The sequence below is a fragment of the Acholeplasma sp. ORD1043 genome (genome assembly GCF_057808485.1).
On record NZ_JAQLOJ010000008.1, the window covers coordinates 11,819 to 29,037 of the forward strand.

The window sequence follows — 17,219 nt, forward strand, 5'->3', positions numbered from 1 at the left end:
ATAATCATATCATCTGTAATATATGTGTGTTAAGTAGAGACCACAGGCAGGTGCAGTCTTTGCTGTTAGTAATCTATTCTTAGTTTCTAACATGGTTTTTAAATGTCCTTTAGGTTTTTTATCGGTAGCAATTGCTATCACATTCCCCATGATTGAACGAACCATATAACGTAAGAAATGATTACCATGAATCTTAAATATATAATGTGTTCTTGTTTCTTTGTAATCAAAAGCGTAGATCGTTTTGATTGTTGGTTTGTCTTCTTTGTTTGGAGAGAATGCAGTAAAGTCATGTTCTCCAACAAGATCATTTAGTTCATTTTTAACTAAATCGATATTAAAGTTGGGTACATAGACTTCATGATTTGCTTCAAACGCTGAAACTGGCTTCTTAGCTATCTTATATGTATAAATCTTTGATTTAGCATCAAATCTAGCATGGAAGGTATCTTTTACTTTGGTGACCTTTATAAATCTTATATCACCTGGTAAGCGAAGGTTTAAACCATATAACCAACGCTCATTAGGAATATCCATTGGAGCATCAAAATGTAATACTTGATGCATCGCATGTACACCTTTATCCGTTCTACTTGCAGCAAATGTAGGAATATCAAGCCTTGTCATTAAACGTAATGCTTTTTCAATTGTCCCTTGAATAGTCTTTTCGTTTTCTTGGATTTGATATCCAGAATAATTCGTACCTTCATAGGCGATAATCGCTTTATATCGCATATATCGTCACCACAATTCCCACTAATAATAAGGCAACTAAGACTAGTGTTACGATGTCTTTAGTACCAATCTTATAAGTGTCAATCTTAGTTCTTGGCTCTCCAATAATATAGCCTCTTGCTTCCATTGCATTAGATAAATCTTCTGCTCTTGTAAATGAGATAACAAATACTGGAACTAAAAGTGCAATAATCTGACCAATCTTATCTTTAAAACTTGATTCATTAAAGTCAGCACCGCGTGATGTTTGTGCTTTTAAGATTTTTTCTGTTTCTTCTAAAAGTGTTGGAATACTTCTTAATGTTAATGAGATCATCATTGAAAATACATAAGTTGGTACTTTGATTAAACGCAGTGGTTTAAGTAATGAATCAAGTCCATCATTAAGTTCAATGGTTGATGTTGTAAAGGTTAGTAGTGATGCAATAATCATCACTGCAATAATTCTAATAAAGATAAATCCAGCTCTTAATAAACCAGAAGGTTTAACAATGAACTGATAATCAAAGTCTAACCCTGTTCTTGGTAGGTACATGACTCCAAACTGTATAGCAAATGCTAAGATAACATAAATGAAGAACCATGTTGTTTTCCATTTAATCTTACGTTTAACGAGTTGATAAACAACTGTTAATAAAATGATTAATGGAATCGAGATAATTGATAATGTCATCGGTAAATCAACTAATGCAGCTTCTTCTGGTGGTTGAATCGTAAATAATTGAATTACAAATGTAAAGGTTAATAAGAAAACAATACCTTTAATACCTTGCATCACTTTACCTAGTGGTACACCAGATAAATAAGTTAATCCAAGTGATAGTACGAATAACCCTATCATCCAGTAAATGTATGCTGATTTTAACTCTACTGGTATAACAAAGATTGTAATAATTAAGAGTAACATTGAAAGAAGTTTAATTCTTGGATCTAGCTTATGTAAGAAAGAATCTCCTGGTATATATTGACCAATTCTTATATTCATTTTGCTGCCTCCTTAAGATGCTTAAGCAGGCTATCTTTATCAAGTACTAATTTTTCTTTAGTACCTAAAGTCTTGTTCAAGTGCTTCATAATCTTCATTGGTGTTGGATAGTCTAAATGGAATTTTTCAACATCTTGTGAGAATAACTCTTCTTTAGTACCATCAAAAACAATTTGTCCTTTATCTAAAACAACGACTCGTTTTGCATATTTTGCAACAATATCCATATCATGAGTGATTAGAACAATTGATTTATTTTCTTTTACATGAATATCATTAAATAAATCCATGATATCATCTTTACCTTGTGGATCTAAACCTCTGGTTGGTTCATCAAGCACTAAGATTGAAGGTTTCATTGCAAGAATCCCTGCAATTGCTACTCTTCTCATTTGACCACCTGAGATTCTAAATGGTGATTCTTGCCATAATGATTCATCTAGCCCTACAGTTTGTAGTGCTTCTTTTGCATATGTTTTAGCAAAACTTTTGGTTTCTTTGAAATTAGTTGGACCAAACTCAACGTCTTTTTCAATTGTTATTTCAAATAATTGGTATTCAGGAAATTGGAAAACAAGACCAACCTTTTGTCTTAAATGGTTGACCTTAGTCTTTTTCTTACTAGGTAGAATCGTACCTAGAATATCAACTGTACCTGAGGTTGGTTTAAGTAGTGCATTCATGTGTTGAACTAAAGTAGATTTCCCACTTCCAGTTTGACCCGTGATTGCTACAAACTCTCCTGTTTCAGCAATATCTAAATTGATATCTTTTAATGCGTGATAAACTTTTTTGAAGCCTCTATAGCCGTAACCTACTTGGTTAAATTGAATGCCCATAATGCCTCTTGTAGTTCTTTATTTTCTTTTAGTACCGGATCTTTTAAAACGTCTAGGTAAACTTGTAATCCTTCTGGAATATTTAGCTTTGAACTCTTTAATAGGGCTTCATCTAAAAAGAGTTCAGAAGGTTTACCTTCGCCGATTAATTCGCCTTCTTTAAGAATGAATGCATAGTCACTCTTTAAGGCAAAGTCAAGATCGTGCGTAATTGTAATAATCGTTTGATTAAAATTAGTGTTTAAGTTTTTGATCAGGTTTGTAACTTCTCTAACCCCTTCTGGGTCTAACATTGAAGTCGCTTCATCAAAGATGATAACATCTTTGTGCATTGCAAGTGCCCCTGCAATAGCAACTCTTTGTTTTTGTCCACCAGATAATTGTTGGGGTTCTTTTGATAGATATTCACCCATACCAACAAGTTTGGCATATTCTTCAACTCTGTTTACAATCTCTGGTTGAGGTAACTGCATGTTTTCTAAACCAAAAGCAATATCATGTTTAACTGTAACACCAACAAATTGGTTATCTGGATTTTGGAAAACAATACCGATTTTTTTTCTAATTTGATGTACATTTTGTTCATTCATCTCAATGCCATCAACAAAAATCTCGCCACCTTCTGCTTTTAATAATCCTACAAGCAGTTTGGCAAGGGTAGATTTTCCTGAACCATTATGACCTAAAATAGAAACCCAATGACCTTTTTTTATCTCTAAACTTAGGTTATTTATGACTTCTTTTTTATCATCATATTGAAATTTTAAATTATTTATCTTAATCAAAATTACTCACCTGTCTTATCTTTACTATTATATCATTATTAAATGATATTTTAGAAGCAAGATAAAGTATAATAAATAGTTGAGAGGAATACAATTATGCTATTTGAATTAGATAAGGAATCTTTCCAAAATTTAGTACTGGATGAAAGTATTCATGTATTAGTAGAATTCTTTGCACCTTGGTGCAGAGGATGTGATTCTTATGAAACAATCTTAGAAGATATTTCAGACGAATATTTTGGAAAATTAAAAGTATATAAACTAAATGTCGAAGATAATAGTGAGATAGCCGATGCCTATGATGTCTTCAGTCTACCAACTTTACGATTATTTAAAGATGGTAAAGTTATCAATGAACTTGATGGTTTACAAAGTGAAAATTCTCTAAAGAAATGGTTAAAATTATGAAGGATACAATCATTGTAGGGGTTGGCCCTGCTGGCATAAGTGCCGCAATCTATTTAAATCAATTAAATAAAGATGTTTTAGTTTTAGGTAAAGACTTAGGTCAATTAACGACTGACGATGTCATTACTAACTTTTATGGACAAGACCCTATACGTGGTCAAGACTTAATTCTTAAAGGCATTAAGCAAGCTCAAGACTTAGGCATTGACGTAAGAATGGAGGCAGTCTTATCTGTCCAAAAGATTGGTTCACACTTCGAAGTTAAGACAATTAGAGAAGTTTATGAAGCTAAAACTGTCGTACTTGCGACCGGTAAAAACAGAATTCCATTAAAGGTTCCAGGATACAGAGAATTTAAAGGTAAAGGCATACATCTTTGTGCGACTTGTGATGGCTACTTCTATAAACATAAGAAAGTTGCTATTATCGGTAGTGGTTCTTATATGGAACAAGAATTATCTATTCTAGAAAACTATACTGATCAATTCGTTATCTTTACCGAAGGAGATTCCTTCCAACACCCAACCTATCAAACAGTTTCATCTAGAATCACTTCATTTAAAGGTGATAAGAGAGTACGTCAAATTGAAACAATAGATGGCAATGTATATGATGTTGATGGTGTTTTCCTAGCAATTGGGTTCCCTACAGCATCTGAGCTTTCATTAAAGTTAGGTGTCGTGATGGAATACTCCAATATTTTGATCGATGAAAATATGTCCACAAACATTAAAGGGATTTTTGCTGGTGGTGACTGCACTGGTGGTAAACTTCAAATTGCTAAATCTGTGCACGATGGCTTAAAAATATCTGATGGTATCATTAAATATCTAAGAGGGCTAGCCAAAAATGGAAATAACCAATCATAATATTACTGAATTTCTAGCATCAATAAAAGAACCAAGAAAAAGTGAAATCTCAACTATAGTTGATTTAATGCATGAAGTCACAGGCAAAGCACCAAAACTTTGGGGTTCAATTATTGGGTTTGGAAATCTACATTATAAGTACGAATCAGGAACAGAAGGCAATATGCCTTTGCTTGGGGTTGCTAATCGTAAACAAGCAATTACACTCTACATCACTTATTCGATTGATAAATACCAAGAAGAGTTTAGTAAACTCGGTAAGTTTGCGTCTGGTAAGAGTTGTCTATACGTAAAAAAACTAAGTGATATTGATTTAGATGTCTTAAAAGAAATTATGATTAAAACTTCTAAAGACACATTAAATATAAACTTCATATCAGATAATGATGAATAAATTAAAAGAGAACATCGCTGTTCTCTTTTTTCATGGTTTCATTAACTTACCCTTATAGAACTGATAACTAGTAATGGCACCTTTTTTAGTTACTGTATAACTTGCAAGATCTACACTAAACTTTAAAATTTCATCCCATTTAGCGTCTTTATAATTATGCAAAGTAACTTTTCTTTTTTCCATTTGATAGAGGATTGAACCAATTAATGCATCACCTGCGCCAGTGGTATCTATAACATCTACTTTTGGGGCATCTTGATGAAAAGATTTATCCTTAATATAGATGGATGCGCCATTTGCACCATCTGATATGATAACCACTTTTGTAAAACCTTCAAATATCTCAAAAACGGCCTCTTTTAGAGGTTTTTCAAATAGAAACGATAATTCATCCAAGGAGAGTTTAACAATTGAACTAACCCCTATAAACTCTTTTACAACAAACTTTAATTCATCTTTGTTTTCCCATAAATTATGTCTTAAATTTACATCAAAACTCACCCATGCTAAAGCTTCGTTGGCTTTCATAATTAACGATTTATGATAGATTTGATTATTATTTCCTTTAAGGCTTACTGAACAAAAGTGAATAAAATCATTTGGGTTAAACTTAAGATCTTTAACACTATCGAAATCAAGGTTTAAGTCTGCCGTTTCGTTACGGAAAAACTCAAAACTTCTATCCCCATTATTTAACCTAACAAAAGCTTTCATTGAAGGATTTGAAACTCTTTTAACATAAGTTAAGTTAACGCCTTCGTTTTTTAAAAAGTTATATAACAACTCTCCATCAGTATCTTTAGAGATAGAAGCCAAAAAGGAGGAGTCTCCTTTAAGTCTTTTAATTAAGACTGCGACATTCGCAGGAGCTCCACCTTCGTTTTTTTCTATTTTATTGGTTTTAGTATCGATTAAATAATCGAATAATATTTCACCAATTGAGTAAATCATAAATTAGAATTTAGAATCATCAATTGATTGAAGATAAGCTTTAATTGGGTCCATAACTTTCTTTAATGAACCTTCAGTAAATGGTGTATCAAGTCCATTCTTTGTTAGTAGTTCAACAAAACTCATTGCACCACCAATTTGGCAAAGCTTGTAGTATTTATTCCAAGCATCAGCAAAGTCATTTCTTGACATGACCCAGAATTGGAATGCTATTGTTTGTGCTAGACCGTAATCAATATAATAGAATGGAACTTCAAAGATATGACCTTGTCTAAACCAGAATGCACCTGATTCTAAGAATGGATCATCTTCAAAGACTTTCCATGGTTGATATTGTTTCTCTAATTTTCTCCATGTAGCTTTACGCTCTGTCGGTGACATTGAAGGGTTTTGATATACTTCATGTTGATAGTGGTCAACCAGTGCAATCCAACATAGAATTTCAACACCATCTGCAAGGTGAGAGAATTTATACTTATTTGTATCTTCTTTAAAGAATTTGTCAATCCAACGCCAAGCTAAGAATTCCATACTCATAGAGTGGATTTCTGCACCTTCTGCTGTTGGCCAACGTAATTCAGGTAAGTTATTTCTTGAAGTATATACTTGGAATGCATGACCTGCTTCATGGGTTAAGACATCAACATCATCTGCTGTACCATTGAAGTTAGCAAAGATAAATGGTGCTTCATATTGTGGGATATATGTACAATATCCACCACCCATTTTACCCTTCTTAGCATCTAGGTCAAGTAATTCTCTATCTACTAACATACGGAAGAATTTAGATGTTTCAGGGCTCATTTCATCATACATTTCAATTGCTTGGTTAACAGCCCATGCACGGTCCCCTTTTGGTGTTGGGTTACCGTTTAAGAATGTTAAGCCTAAGTCGTATGATTTTAATTCTTTAATACCTAAGCGTTTAGCACGACGTGGCATTAACTCATTTTGGACAAATGGAACAACTTCGCTTAAGATTTGTTCTCTAAACTTTTTAACATCAGCTTGGTTATAATCTAGACGTCCCATGTTATAGTATGCAACTTGAATATAGTTTTCAAAACCTAATCCAACTGCAATATCTTGACGAACTTTAACCATTTTATCGTATAAATCATCAAATTCTGCTTCATGCGCTTGATACCAAGCAGAAACTGCTGCTGCTGCATTTTTTCTTGTTGCGCGATCAGTTGACGAACTAAATTTTCTCATTTGAGAAAGATTATATACTTGATCTTCAAACTCAATTTGAGCTGATGCAGATAATTTACCATAAGCTGAAACAAGTTTATTTTGTTCTTGTAGTAATGGGATGATTTCTGCTTTAAAAGTCTTTTCTTTTAATTCATTTTGTTTAAAGATTAAAGAACCTAAAGATTTTTCAAGTTCAGCTTTAAATGGTGATTTATTTAAAGCTTTTGTAAATTCTACTGAATATTCTTGTAGTTCAGGCATCGCCTCATCTAAAAACTCTTGTTCCTTTTGTATGAACTCATCGGTTGTATCAATTGAGTTTTTTATATATACAATTTGGAAAGTACTATCTACTTCATCTGCGATTTTGTTAAATGTTTTAACAATTTCTAATTGTTCAGCTGCAGATTTTGCTGAAATTAATTTTTCTGTTAAATCTTTATACTGAGATTTAATTAAATCTAAGTCAGGTCTAACATATTTAAATTCTGAAAATTTCATTATTTTTCTCCTCATTTATTCAGTCTTTAATATTTCAGGGTGACAGAAACAATCTCTGTAGTGATCATTATAGATTCCAACTGCTTGTAAGAATGCATAGATAATCGTAGAACCAACAAATTTAAATCCTAATTTTTTAAGTTTTAAACTGATTTCATCAGAAATACTTGAAGTTGCAGGTATTCTTGAACCGGGTAAAAGATTAGAATTTATTGGTTTATGGTTTACATGTTGCCATAAGAAGTTAGTAAAACTTCCCGGTGTACTAAAATATTCTAAATACATTTTAGAGTTAATAATCATGGCTTTAATCTTTAGACGATTTCTAACAATGCCAGGGTTATTCATTAACTCTTCTACTTTAGCATTATCGTATTTTGAAACGATAGTTGGATCAAAGTTATCAAAAGCTTTTAGGAAATTTTCTCTTTTGTTTAAGATAATTGCCCAAGATAGTCCTGCTTGTTGACAATCTAACATTAACTTTTGAAATAACTTTAAATCATCCTTAATGGGTCGGCCCCATTCGTTATCGTGATAATCTAACATCATGGGTGATATATTGCTCCAAAAACATCGATTCATCTTGCATCATCCCCTTATTACTTATATATAATTTTATCATAAAAAAAATGAGTAGAATATGCATTATTCTACTCAAATCATGTAAGTTATTCTAAATCTTCGTCTTCCGCTTTAGTTTTCTTAGATTGTTTCTTGGCTTTAGCAGCATCTTTCTTTTGAGCTTTAGCTGCAAGTTTGTCTGCTTTAGCTTGTTCTTTAGCTAATACTTTGTCTGCTTTCTTTTGAGCGATTGCAGCCAATCTATCAGCTTCTGCTTGTTCTTTTTGAGCAATAGCAAGACGACGTCTTTCATCTTCTGCACGTTGCGCGATTTCTTTGTCTGTTAAGAAGACTTTAGTTCCAAGTCTTACTTCTTCTGCATTAACAAAGTCAAATGTAACTAATTGTCTTTCAATTGATGAGTTCTTAGTGATCTCATCACCTTCAGTTGTTACAATGATTTTCTTAACTGTTTTTGCTGCAAAAATAACTTTACCAGCAAGTACTGGTGCATCACCTTCAACTGCTTTTAAGTGTTCAGTTCTACCTTGTTGATCAACATGGAATGCTGAACCACCTGTAAAGATTAATACTTCACCATTTGAAGCTGTATAAATACGTTTAGATGTGCCAACAGCAAATTCTTGTGATCGCGCTGTTTTACTTACATTAGGTTGTACTTTCTTTGAATGTTTCTTTCTTCTAGCAAGTCCAATTGGTAGAATAACAACTAAAGAAATAACAATAACAGCTAATGAAATCATAATAGCCCAGTCTAATTCTGACCAAGTCATAATGTCTGTAATCTCAAACCATTCTGAAAATGGTGGGTTAGCTAAAAAATTACCAAATATTGACATCATAAATATCCTCCCCGAGTCTTCCGACTTTCTCATACATATTATAGCATGATAACCTCTAATTTATTCAAATGATGAACAATAAAAAACCTCTACCAAAAGTGGTAGAGGTGTTTATTAATTCATTAAATGAATTCGATGATTGCCATCGGAGCTGAATCCCCACGACGAGGAACAGTCTTGATGATACGAGTGTATCCACCATTGCGGTCTGGATAACGCGCTGCAATTTCAGTAAATAATTTTTGAAGAGCGTTTTGTCCTTCTTTTACTTCTTCAAAGCGAACAGTCTTAGCTGCTTCTCTTTGAGCTGCTAATGTACCAGTCTTTGCTAATGTAACCATTTTGTCAGCTAATCTTTGAAGTGATTTTGCTTTTGCTTCAGTAGTCGTAATACGATCGTTGATGATTAAGTCAGTGATTAAGTCACGTAGTAAAGCATTTCTTTGATCGGTTGTACGACGAAGTCTTGATGGGATTGCCATATGTCATTACTCCTTATCTTCGTCTGAATCAAATTCGAATTTAGATTCTCTTGTAGAAGAATGTTCGAATTCAAGTCCATGTTCTGCTAATTTTTCTTTTAATTCTTTGAATGATTTACGTCCTAATGATCTTAGACGCATAACTTCTTCTTCTGATAACTTTAATAATTCACCAACGGTAGTAATACCTGAACGTTTAAGTGAGTTAAATAAGCGAACAGAAAGATCAAGTTGTTCAATCTTAGTATCTGATTTCTTGCTTGCTGGTTCTTCTTCTTCATCACGAATGAAGCTTTGAGATTGAGCTTGGTCAGAAATACTTACTAAGACTTGGAAGTAATCCATTAACATCTTGCCAGCTAGTGCTAAAGCTTCTTTAGCTTTAATTGAACCATTGGTTTCGATTTCCATCGTTAATTCATCTAAATCACCACGAGTTTTTTCGACATGATAAATCACACGTTCAACTGGTGTGTAAAGTGAATCGATAGGGATTACACCTACTTCATATTTTGAGTATTGCTTATTTTGATCAGCTGGAACATAACCAATACCGCGACGTACTGTCACTGTCATTGCTAATTTTGCACCCTCTGATAAAGTTGCGATGTGTTGATCTGGGTTAACTACTTCTAACCCGTCAACTAAATTGAAATCTCCCGCTTTAACAGCTGTTGGGCCTTCAACGAAGAGTTCTAATTTTTGTTCGTAGTGCGGATCTTGTGAATCGGCTCTAAACACTATTCTCTTTAAGTTAAGAACAATGCCCATCACATCTTCATATACGCCATCAATTGTTGAAAATTCGTGCTCAACGCCCTCGATTTTAACATTAACAATAGCAGCTCCTGGTAAAGATGATAGAAGCACGCGACGTAATGCATTACCTAGGGTTAAACCGTAACCACGTTCAAGTGGCTTGATTAAGAAACGTCCAAGGTTACCTTCCTTAGAAATTTCTTCTACAGATGTTGGTTTTTCAAATTTTAAATCTTTCACAAGTATACCCTCCTTTTAATACCACGAATTAGTTACGTGGACGTTTAGGTGGACGGCAGCCGTTATGAGGAACTGGCGTCACATCTTTGATTGCTGTGATTTCTAACCCTGCAGCTTGTAAGCTTCTAATTGCAGCTTCTCTACCAGGACCGGGTCCTTTTACGAAGACTTCAACTTTAGCCATACCGTGATCCATAGCAGCTTTAGCTGCTGCTTCTGAAGTTAATTGAGCAGCAAATGGTGTAGATTTTCTTGAACCTTTAATGCCTAATGCACCAGCTGATGACCAGGAAATTGCGTTTCCTGCTGTGTCTGTAATTGTAACAATTGTGTTGTTAAAAGTTGTATGAATATGTGCAACACCTGTTGGAATATTCTTTCTAACTTTTCTTTTAGTTGTTTTTCTCTTAGTTTGTTGTGCAGCCATGATTACTTACCTACCGGTTTCTTTCCAGCAATTGGTTTTGCTTTACCTTTTCTTGTACGTGCATTATTTCTAGTGTTTTGTCCACGAACAGGTAAACCTTTACGGTGGCGGATACCACGGTATGAACCAATTTCCATCAATCTTTTGATATCTAATGCGCGTTCTCTACGTAAATCACCTTCAGTAGTACGTTTAGCAACTTCTGAACGGATAGCAGCTAATTGATCTTCTGTTAAGTCTTTAACGCGAACGTCTTCTGATACATTGGCTTGTGCTAAGATATCTTTAGCTTGTTGAGCCCCAATGCCATAAATATATTGTAACGAGATTATTACTCGTTTTTGAGTTGGAATGTCAACTCCAGCTATTCTTGCCATAGTTATATAATCTCCTTAACCTTGTCTTTGATTATGTCTTTTATTTTTTTTGTTGATCACGTATACGCGACCCTTGCGGCGCACGATGATGTCATCTGCACTACGTTTTTTTACTGATGCTCTAACTTTCATGTGTTCAGTTCTCCTTATTTCTTGCGGTAAGTAATTCTTCCGCGGGTTAAATCATATGGTGATAATTCAACTGTAACCTTATCACCAGGTAAAATGCGAATGTTGTTAATTCGGATTTTACCAGATACGTGAGCTAAAACGATATGTCCATTGTCTAACTCAACTTTAAATTTTGTATTGGGTAGTACTTCAATGACTTTAGCTTCTACTTCAATTAGATCTTCTCTTGCCATAATTACTCCTTTATTTCTGTTAAGATTTCGTAGCCACTCTCGGTAACTAGAATAGTGTGTTCAAAATGTGCGCTATAGCTTTTATCTTGAGTCACTGTTGTCCAGTTATCTTGAAGTATGCGGACACGTTTAGTGCCTAAATTAACCATTGGTTCAACACAGAATGTCATACCTGGTTTTAAGGTCACTTTAACCAACTCTCTTCCAAAGTTTGGAATTGGTGGGTCTTCATGTAGGCTGGTACCAATACCATGGCCAGTAAAATCTTCTACAATACCAAACCCATAAGGTTTGATTGAGGATTCTACAGCATGAGAGATATCAGATACAGTAATACCTGGTTTAATCACTTCGATACCTTTAAATAAGGCTTCTTCGGTAACCTTTAAAAGCTTTTCAACTTTAGGGTCAACCTCACCCACTTTAAAAGTCCAAGCGCTATCTGTATGATACCCTTTGTAGTTTACACCAAGGTCGATTGTGATGATATCGCCTTCTCTAAGAACTTTTTTCTTAGATGGAATACCGTGAATCACAACTTCATTAACAGATGCACAGATTGAACCTGGAAATCCATTGTAGCCTTTGAAAGATGGTGTGGCACCTTGACTTCTGATGAAATTTTCTGCGAGTTTATCAAGCTCATGCGTGGTAACACCTGGTTTGATATGGGGAACTAAATGTTCTCTAGTTCTTGCCAGAATGTTACCCGAAATGCGCATAAGTTCAATTTCTCTTGTGCTTTTAATTGTAATCATTTATGCTCCAAGAATTTTTAAAATGTCTTTAGTAATACCTGCTAATTCGCGGTTACCATCAACATCGATTAAAAGCCCTTTGTCTTTATAGTATGCAATCAATGGGAAAGTCTCTTCATTGTAGACACTTAAGCGACGTTTAACCGTTTCTTCTGTATCATCTTTTCTTTGAACGAGCGCTGCACCATCATTATCACAGATGCCATCAACTTTTGGTGGATGGTTTTCAACATGATAAATTGCACCACATACTGGACAAGTTCTTCTACCCGTAATACGTTTGACGATAATATCGTCTTCTGAAGTAACATTTAAGACTACATCAATGTTCCAATTCAAAGATGCTAACAACTCATCTAAATATTGGGCTTGATTTGGATTTCTTGGATAACCATCTAAGATAAATCCGGTCTTAACGTCTGCTTCTTTAAATCTTTCTTTCACCATGTCATTAGTTACAGAATCTGGAACTAACAACCCTTGGTCTGTATAGCTCTTAGCTAATAGACCAAGTGGTGTTTGATTTTTTAGATGCATTCTGAACATATCGCCAGTGGAGATATGAGGAATACTCAAGTTTTCCGATAGAATTTTTGCTTGAGAACCTTTACCTGCACCAGGAGGTCCTACAAAAATCATTCTTTTTTTCATTTTTTAAAATAATCCTTGATATGTTTCTTGGTTTGCTTGTGCTTCAAGTTGTGAAGTCGTATCGGCTGCAACCCCAACCACGATTAATAACCCTGTACCACCTAAAGTGATGTTTGATGCTGCTGCACCAGTGAAACCAAATGCCCAAGCAGTAATAATAGGTAATGCTGCAAGTACTACTAAGTAAACTGTACCAACAACTGTAACCTTGAATAAGATACGAGCAATATAGTTTTTAGTATCTTCCCCTGGGCGAACCCCTGGAATGTATGCATTTGATTTTGATAGATTATCAGCAATCTTGTGTGGGTTAGTCATCATGAATGTATAGAAGAATGCGAATACAACAATTAAGATCACATATAGGATAAATCCGATAGGTTCACTTGAACTAAAGATTGAATTAATCCAAGATTGTGCATTTGCATCAATTGAATCTCCTAAGAATCCAATGATTGAAAGTGGAACTGATAGTAATGTAGAAGCGAAGATGACTGGTAATACCCCTGCAGAGTTAATCTTTAATGGGATATTTGAATCAGTTCTCATTGCGCCACCGCCACGGTTTGAATATGAAATAGGAATTTTTCTTTTCGCAATATTCATATATACAACGCCTAGGAGGATTAACACGTATAACACTAGGATAGCGATGAATGCAACAATATCCCAACCGTTATTTGTACCTAAGTATTTTTGACTTAGGGTATCGATCATAACTGGAATTGATGTTAATACACCAACAGCAATTAAGATACTTGAGCCGTTACCAATACCTTTAGCAGTAATGGTGTCAGCAATCCAAATAGCAAATGCAGTACCAGCAGTAACAGCAATTGCCATATATAGATAAGTGAAGAAGCCAGAATCAACGCCTACTTGGATTTGTGATCCACGTACGCCTGTTCCTAAGATTAATAATAATGCTTGTGCTAAACCTAATACGATAGCAAGAATTCTTGTAGTTCTTGCAGTTTTAGCTTTACCAACTTCGCCTTCTTCTTGCCATTCCTTCATTTGAGGAATGATCATTTGTAATAATTGAACAGCGATAGATGCAGTGATGTATGGTGAGATCCCTAGTGATAACACTGAGAAACGTGATAGTGCTTGTCCTGTATAGCTATTTAAAATACCTAAGAATCCTGTGCCCCACTGAGTATTACCTACAAAAAGTTCAACGTTAAAAAGTGGAATTGGAATAAAGCTTGCGATTCTAAATACTAAGATAAGAAGTAATGTGATTCCTAAGCGGATCATTACTGATTTATTTGCTAATACATTCTTTATACGCATCAACACGTTAGATCACCTCAACTGTCCCACCGGCATTTTCGATAGCTTGTTTAGCACTTTCAGAGAATTTAGCTGCTTTAACAGTTAATTTCTTTTCAAGTGTTCCGTTAGCTAACACTTTAACTCCTGATAATTCTTTAGAGATGATACCTGCATTTAATAAGACTTCAGGTGTAATTACGCTGTTATCTTCAAATAGGTTTAAATCGCCAATGTTGACAATTGCGTATTCTTTTCTTGTGTGATTGTTGAATCCGCGTTTTGGAATACGTTGGAAGAAAGGAATTTGGCCCCCTTCAAAACCAGGACGAACGCCGCCACCAGTTCTTGCTAATTGACCTTTATGACCTTTACCGGCTGTTTTACCAGTTCCGCTACCAGGCCCGCGACCAAGTCTTTTCTTTGAATGTCTTGCACCTGGAACAGGTTTTAAGTTACTTAACATGGTCTTCCTCCTTATACTTCTTTTACTTCAACTAAATGACCAATTGTTCTGATCATTCCGTCGATAGCATCATTTTTTTCTTTTACAACTACTTGTCCAATTTTTCTTAAACCTAAAGCGTGAGCGGTTGCGACTTGGTTTGGACGACGACCAATTAATGATTTCTTTAATGTAATTTCTAATGCCATGATTATCACCTTACACTAAGTTCTCTACAGCTACACCACGTAGTTTTGCAACTGATTCTGGTGTGCGTAAGTTCTTTAATGCATCAAATGTTGCACGCACAACATTGATTGCTGTTTTTGATCCTAATGATTTAGATAGAATGTCGTTAACACCTGCTAAGTCGAAGATGATACGAGCAGCACCACCTGCGATTACCCCAGTACCGGCTGAAGCTGGTTTTAAGATAATCTTAGCAGCACCGAATTCTCCTGTAATTTCATGAGGAATTGATGATTTAATCATTGGAACTTGAATCATGTTTTTCTTAGCTGCTTCAACGGCCTTTTTGATTGCTTCAGGAACTTCTGTTGCTTTACCAGTACCGAAGCCAACCATACCTTGTTTGTTACCAACAACAACAAGTGCTGCGAAACGGAAGCGGCGTCCACCTTTAACAACCTTTGTTACACGGTTTAAGGCTACGACTTTTTCGTCGAAAACTACTTGTTCTTCTTGTTTTTCAAATGTTTTTTCTGCCATGATAGACTCCTTTCCTAGAATTCTAAGCCAGCAGCTCTTGCTGCTTCAGCTAATGCTTTAACGCGTCCGTGGTATAAGTAACCACCGCGGTCAAAGACAACTTTTGTGATGCCTAATTTGATAGCTGCTTCAGCGATAGCTTTGCCTACTGCTGTTGCTGCTTCTGTATTAGCACCTAAATTTAATGCTTTAGAATTCGCACTTACTAATGTGTGTTGAGCTTCATCGTCGATAATTTGTGCATAGATTGCAGTATTTGAACGGAAAATATTTAATCTTGGACGAAGTGGTGTACCAACAACATGTTTTCTGATACGTAGATGTCTCTTTTGTCTTGTGACATTTGATGATGTTTTATTAATCATATGTTATACTCCTTACTTCGCAGTCTTACCAGCTTTACGAGCAACGTATTCATCAACATAACGAATACCTTTGCCTTTGTAAGGTTCTGGTTTTCTGAATTCTCTGATTTCAGCAGCAAATTGACCAACTGCTGCTTTGTCCATACCTGATACGATAATATCCGTGTTCTTTGGAACTTCTACTGTTAATCCTGCAGGAATCTCAAGTTCGACGTTGTGTGAGAAACCTAATTGTAATACTAATGTTTTACCTTGAAGTTGAGCTCTATAACCAACCCCACGGATTTCTAATTGTTTCTTGAAGCCTTCTGATACACCTTTTACCATGTTGAATAGTAAAGCTCTTGTTGTACCATGAATTTTTCTTGAGAACATTTCATTGTTTGGACGTGAAATTTTAACTTCATTTCCTTCAACAACGATTGATAAATCTTTATTGAATGCTTGTTCTAATTGACCTTTAGGGCCTTTAACAGTTACAAAGTTGTTTGCTGCAACTGATACAGTAACACCAGCAGGAATTAGAATGACTTTATTACCTATACGGCTCATCTTTTATTCCTCCCTATTACCATACGTACGCAAGCACTTCGCCACCAACTTGTTGTAGGCGTGCTTCGCGATCTGTTAAAATACCTTTTGAAGTTGAAATTAATGCAACACCTAAACCGTTTAACACTTTAGGTAATTTTTCTAATGTTGCATAAACTCGAAGACCTGGCTTCGATATCCTTTTCAATCCTTTGATGACACGTTCATTAGATGCTGAGTATTTTAAAGAAACAACAATTTTAGGTTGTTTGTCATTAGTTACTACGAAATCTTTAATGAACCCTTCTTGCTTCATAACCGCTAAAATTTCAGCTTTTAATTTTGAAGCAGGAATTTCAACTTTAGGATGACGCGCTTTATTAGCATTACGGATACGCGTTAATAAGTCCGCAATTGGATCAGTCATAACCATAGTTCTTCCTCCTTACCAACTAGCCTTTTTAACACCAGGTAATTCACCTTTGTGTGCTAGTTCTCTAAATGTGATACGAGAAACACCAAATTTTCTCATAAATGCTCTTGGTCTACCATCTAATGAGTCTCTGTTCTTTAAACGAACTGGAGATGCATCTTTTGGTAATTTGGCTAACCCTTTATAGTCACCAGCTGCCTTTAATGCTGCTCTTTTTTCAGCATAAATTTCAACTAGTGCTCTTTGTTTTTTGTCTTTAGCAATTTTTGATTTCTTCGCCATGGGTCGTCT

Annotated in this window: 27 protein-coding genes; 3 read left to right on the forward strand and 24 right to left on the reverse strand. The window is 35.0% G+C overall.

All coding sequences use genetic code 11. From position 1 onward, the window contains the following. Window positions 1-9 precede the first annotated feature (9 nt). The 4 genes from truA to PG914_RS03755 are packed head-to-tail and all read right to left on the reverse strand — an operon-like array spanning window position 10 to window position 3,344. Window positions 10-735, reverse strand: a complete 726-nt coding sequence (truA, locus tag PG914_RS03740) for a tRNA pseudouridine(38-40) synthase TruA (protein ID WP_488822371.1) — start codon at window positions 733-735, stop codon at window positions 10-12. After that, window positions 725-1,720, reverse strand: coding sequence for an energy-coupling factor transporter transmembrane component T family protein (locus PG914_RS03745; protein ID WP_488822372.1), 996 nt, complete (start codon window positions 1,718-1,720; stop codon window positions 725-727). Before PG914_RS03745 ends, truA begins: the two co-directional genes overlap by 11 nt. Continuing rightward, window positions 1,717-2,559, reverse strand: a complete 843-nt coding sequence (locus tag PG914_RS03750; protein ID WP_488822373.1) for an energy-coupling factor transporter ATPase — start codon at window positions 2,557-2,559, stop codon at window positions 1,717-1,719. The genes PG914_RS03745 and PG914_RS03750 overlap by 4 nt, the downstream gene beginning before the upstream one ends. Further along, window positions 2,535-3,344 carry an energy-coupling factor transporter ATPase gene (locus PG914_RS03755; protein ID WP_488822374.1) on the reverse strand — a complete coding sequence of 270 codons (810 nt, stop codon included), beginning with the start codon at window positions 3,342-3,344 and terminating at the stop codon, window positions 2,535-2,537. Before PG914_RS03755 ends, PG914_RS03750 begins: the two co-directional genes overlap by 25 nt. Window positions 3,345-3,440: 96 nt before the next feature. Between PG914_RS03755 and PG914_RS03760 the strand changes: the two genes are divergently transcribed. From PG914_RS03760 to PG914_RS03770, 3 genes are read left to right on the forward strand one after another with little or no spacing between them, the layout of a single operon-like run. Next, window positions 3,441-3,752 carry a thioredoxin family protein gene (locus tag PG914_RS03760; RefSeq protein ID WP_488822375.1) on the forward strand — a complete coding sequence of 104 codons (312 nt, stop codon included), beginning with the start codon at window positions 3,441-3,443 and terminating at the stop codon, window positions 3,750-3,752. Beyond that, window positions 3,749-4,621 (forward strand): NAD(P)/FAD-dependent oxidoreductase, encoded by an 873-nt coding sequence (locus tag PG914_RS03765; protein ID WP_488822376.1) that lies wholly within the window; start codon window positions 3,749-3,751, stop codon window positions 4,619-4,621. The genes PG914_RS03760 and PG914_RS03765 overlap by 4 nt, the downstream gene beginning before the upstream one ends. Continuing rightward, window positions 4,602-5,015 (forward strand): DUF1801 domain-containing protein, encoded by a 414-nt coding sequence (locus PG914_RS03770; protein WP_488822377.1) that lies wholly within the window; start codon window positions 4,602-4,604, stop codon window positions 5,013-5,015. Before PG914_RS03765 ends, PG914_RS03770 begins: the two co-directional genes overlap by 20 nt. Before the next feature lie 30 nt (window positions 5,016-5,045). On the opposite strand, the gene PG914_RS03775 is transcribed toward PG914_RS03770, so the two are convergent. The 20 genes from PG914_RS03775 to rpsN form a co-directional block, all read right to left on the reverse strand. Further along, a complete protein-coding gene (locus tag PG914_RS03775) occupies window positions 5,046-5,966 on the reverse strand; it encodes a carbohydrate kinase family protein (protein ID WP_488822378.1) in 921 nt (306 codons plus the stop codon). Between the two features lie 3 nt (window positions 5,967-5,969). Continuing rightward, entirely contained in the window at window positions 5,970-7,664 is a 1,695-nt protein-coding gene (locus PG914_RS03780; protein WP_488822379.1) for a M3 family oligoendopeptidase, read from the reverse strand. A gap of 15 nt (window positions 7,665-7,679) precedes the next feature. Next, entirely contained in the window at window positions 7,680-8,249 is a 570-nt protein-coding gene (locus tag PG914_RS03785) for a DNA-3-methyladenine glycosylase I (protein ID WP_488822380.1), read from the reverse strand. A gap of 86 nt (window positions 8,250-8,335) precedes the next feature. After that, window positions 8,336-9,091, reverse strand: coding sequence for a hypothetical protein (locus PG914_RS03790; RefSeq protein WP_488822381.1), 756 nt, complete (start codon window positions 9,089-9,091; stop codon window positions 8,336-8,338). Window positions 9,092-9,213: 122 nt separating this feature from the next. Then, window positions 9,214-9,573: a 50S ribosomal protein L17 gene (gene rplQ / locus PG914_RS03795; protein ID WP_488822382.1), complete on the reverse strand. Its 360-nt coding sequence runs from the start codon at window positions 9,571-9,573 to the stop codon at window positions 9,214-9,216. A 6-nt stretch (window positions 9,574-9,579) separates the two neighbouring features. Continuing rightward, window positions 9,580-10,572: a DNA-directed RNA polymerase subunit alpha gene (locus PG914_RS03800; protein ID WP_488822383.1), complete on the reverse strand. Its 993-nt coding sequence runs from the start codon at window positions 10,570-10,572 to the stop codon at window positions 9,580-9,582. 28 nt (window positions 10,573-10,600) lie between these two features. Beyond that, entirely contained in the window at window positions 10,601-10,999 is a 399-nt protein-coding gene (gene rpsK / locus PG914_RS03805) for a 30S ribosomal protein S11 (protein ID WP_488822384.1), read from the reverse strand. Between the two features lie 2 nt (window positions 11,000-11,001). After that, the gene (gene rpsM / locus PG914_RS03810; RefSeq protein ID WP_488822385.1) at window positions 11,002-11,376 is read right to left on the reverse strand and encodes a 30S ribosomal protein S13; all 375 of its coding nucleotides are present in this window, start codon (window positions 11,374-11,376) and stop codon (window positions 11,002-11,004) included. A gap of 15 nt (window positions 11,377-11,391) precedes the next feature. Further along, a complete protein-coding gene (rpmJ, locus tag PG914_RS03815; protein WP_035368597.1) occupies window positions 11,392-11,508 on the reverse strand; it encodes a 50S ribosomal protein L36 in 117 nt (38 codons plus the stop codon). Between the two features lie 14 nt (window positions 11,509-11,522). After that, window positions 11,523-11,741, reverse strand: coding sequence for a translation initiation factor IF-1 (gene infA / locus PG914_RS03820; protein ID WP_205735255.1), 219 nt, complete (start codon window positions 11,739-11,741; stop codon window positions 11,523-11,525). A gap of 2 nt (window positions 11,742-11,743) precedes the next feature. Then, window positions 11,744-12,499 (reverse strand): type I methionyl aminopeptidase, encoded by a 756-nt coding sequence (gene map / locus PG914_RS03825; RefSeq protein ID WP_488822386.1) that lies wholly within the window; start codon window positions 12,497-12,499, stop codon window positions 11,744-11,746. Then, the gene (locus PG914_RS03830; protein ID WP_488822387.1) at window positions 12,500-13,150 is read right to left on the reverse strand and encodes an adenylate kinase; all 651 of its coding nucleotides are present in this window, start codon (window positions 13,148-13,150) and stop codon (window positions 12,500-12,502) included. A 3-nt stretch (window positions 13,151-13,153) separates the two neighbouring features. Beyond that, a complete protein-coding gene (gene secY / locus PG914_RS03835; RefSeq protein WP_488822388.1) occupies window positions 13,154-14,446 on the reverse strand; it encodes a preprotein translocase subunit SecY in 1,293 nt (430 codons plus the stop codon). Window positions 14,447-14,453: 7 nt separating this feature from the next. Next, a complete protein-coding gene (rplO, locus tag PG914_RS03840; RefSeq protein ID WP_488822389.1) occupies window positions 14,454-14,891 on the reverse strand; it encodes a 50S ribosomal protein L15 in 438 nt (145 codons plus the stop codon). Window positions 14,892-14,902: 11 nt separating this feature from the next. Next, window positions 14,903-15,079, reverse strand: coding sequence for a 50S ribosomal protein L30 (gene rpmD, locus PG914_RS03845; protein WP_488822390.1), 177 nt, complete (start codon window positions 15,077-15,079; stop codon window positions 14,903-14,905). A 10-nt stretch (window positions 15,080-15,089) separates the two neighbouring features. Beyond that, complete coding sequence (gene rpsE / locus PG914_RS03850) at window positions 15,090-15,599, reverse strand: 30S ribosomal protein S5 (protein ID WP_488822391.1); 510 nt, start codon at window positions 15,597-15,599, stop codon at window positions 15,090-15,092. Window positions 15,600-15,613: 14 nt separating this feature from the next. Continuing rightward, window positions 15,614-15,964 (reverse strand): 50S ribosomal protein L18, encoded by a 351-nt coding sequence (rplR, locus tag PG914_RS03855; RefSeq protein WP_488822392.1) that lies wholly within the window; start codon window positions 15,962-15,964, stop codon window positions 15,614-15,616. Window positions 15,965-15,976: 12 nt separating this feature from the next. Beyond that, a complete protein-coding gene (rplF, locus tag PG914_RS03860) occupies window positions 15,977-16,516 on the reverse strand; it encodes a 50S ribosomal protein L6 (RefSeq protein WP_488822393.1) in 540 nt (179 codons plus the stop codon). Between the two features lie 16 nt (window positions 16,517-16,532). Beyond that, window positions 16,533-16,928, reverse strand: coding sequence for a 30S ribosomal protein S8 (gene rpsH / locus PG914_RS03865; protein WP_488822394.1), 396 nt, complete (start codon window positions 16,926-16,928; stop codon window positions 16,533-16,535). Between the two features lie 12 nt (window positions 16,929-16,940). After that, window positions 16,941-17,210, reverse strand: coding sequence for a 30S ribosomal protein S14 (gene rpsN, locus PG914_RS03870; protein ID WP_488822395.1), 270 nt, complete (start codon window positions 17,208-17,210; stop codon window positions 16,941-16,943). Window positions 17,211-17,219: the final 9 nt, after the last annotated feature.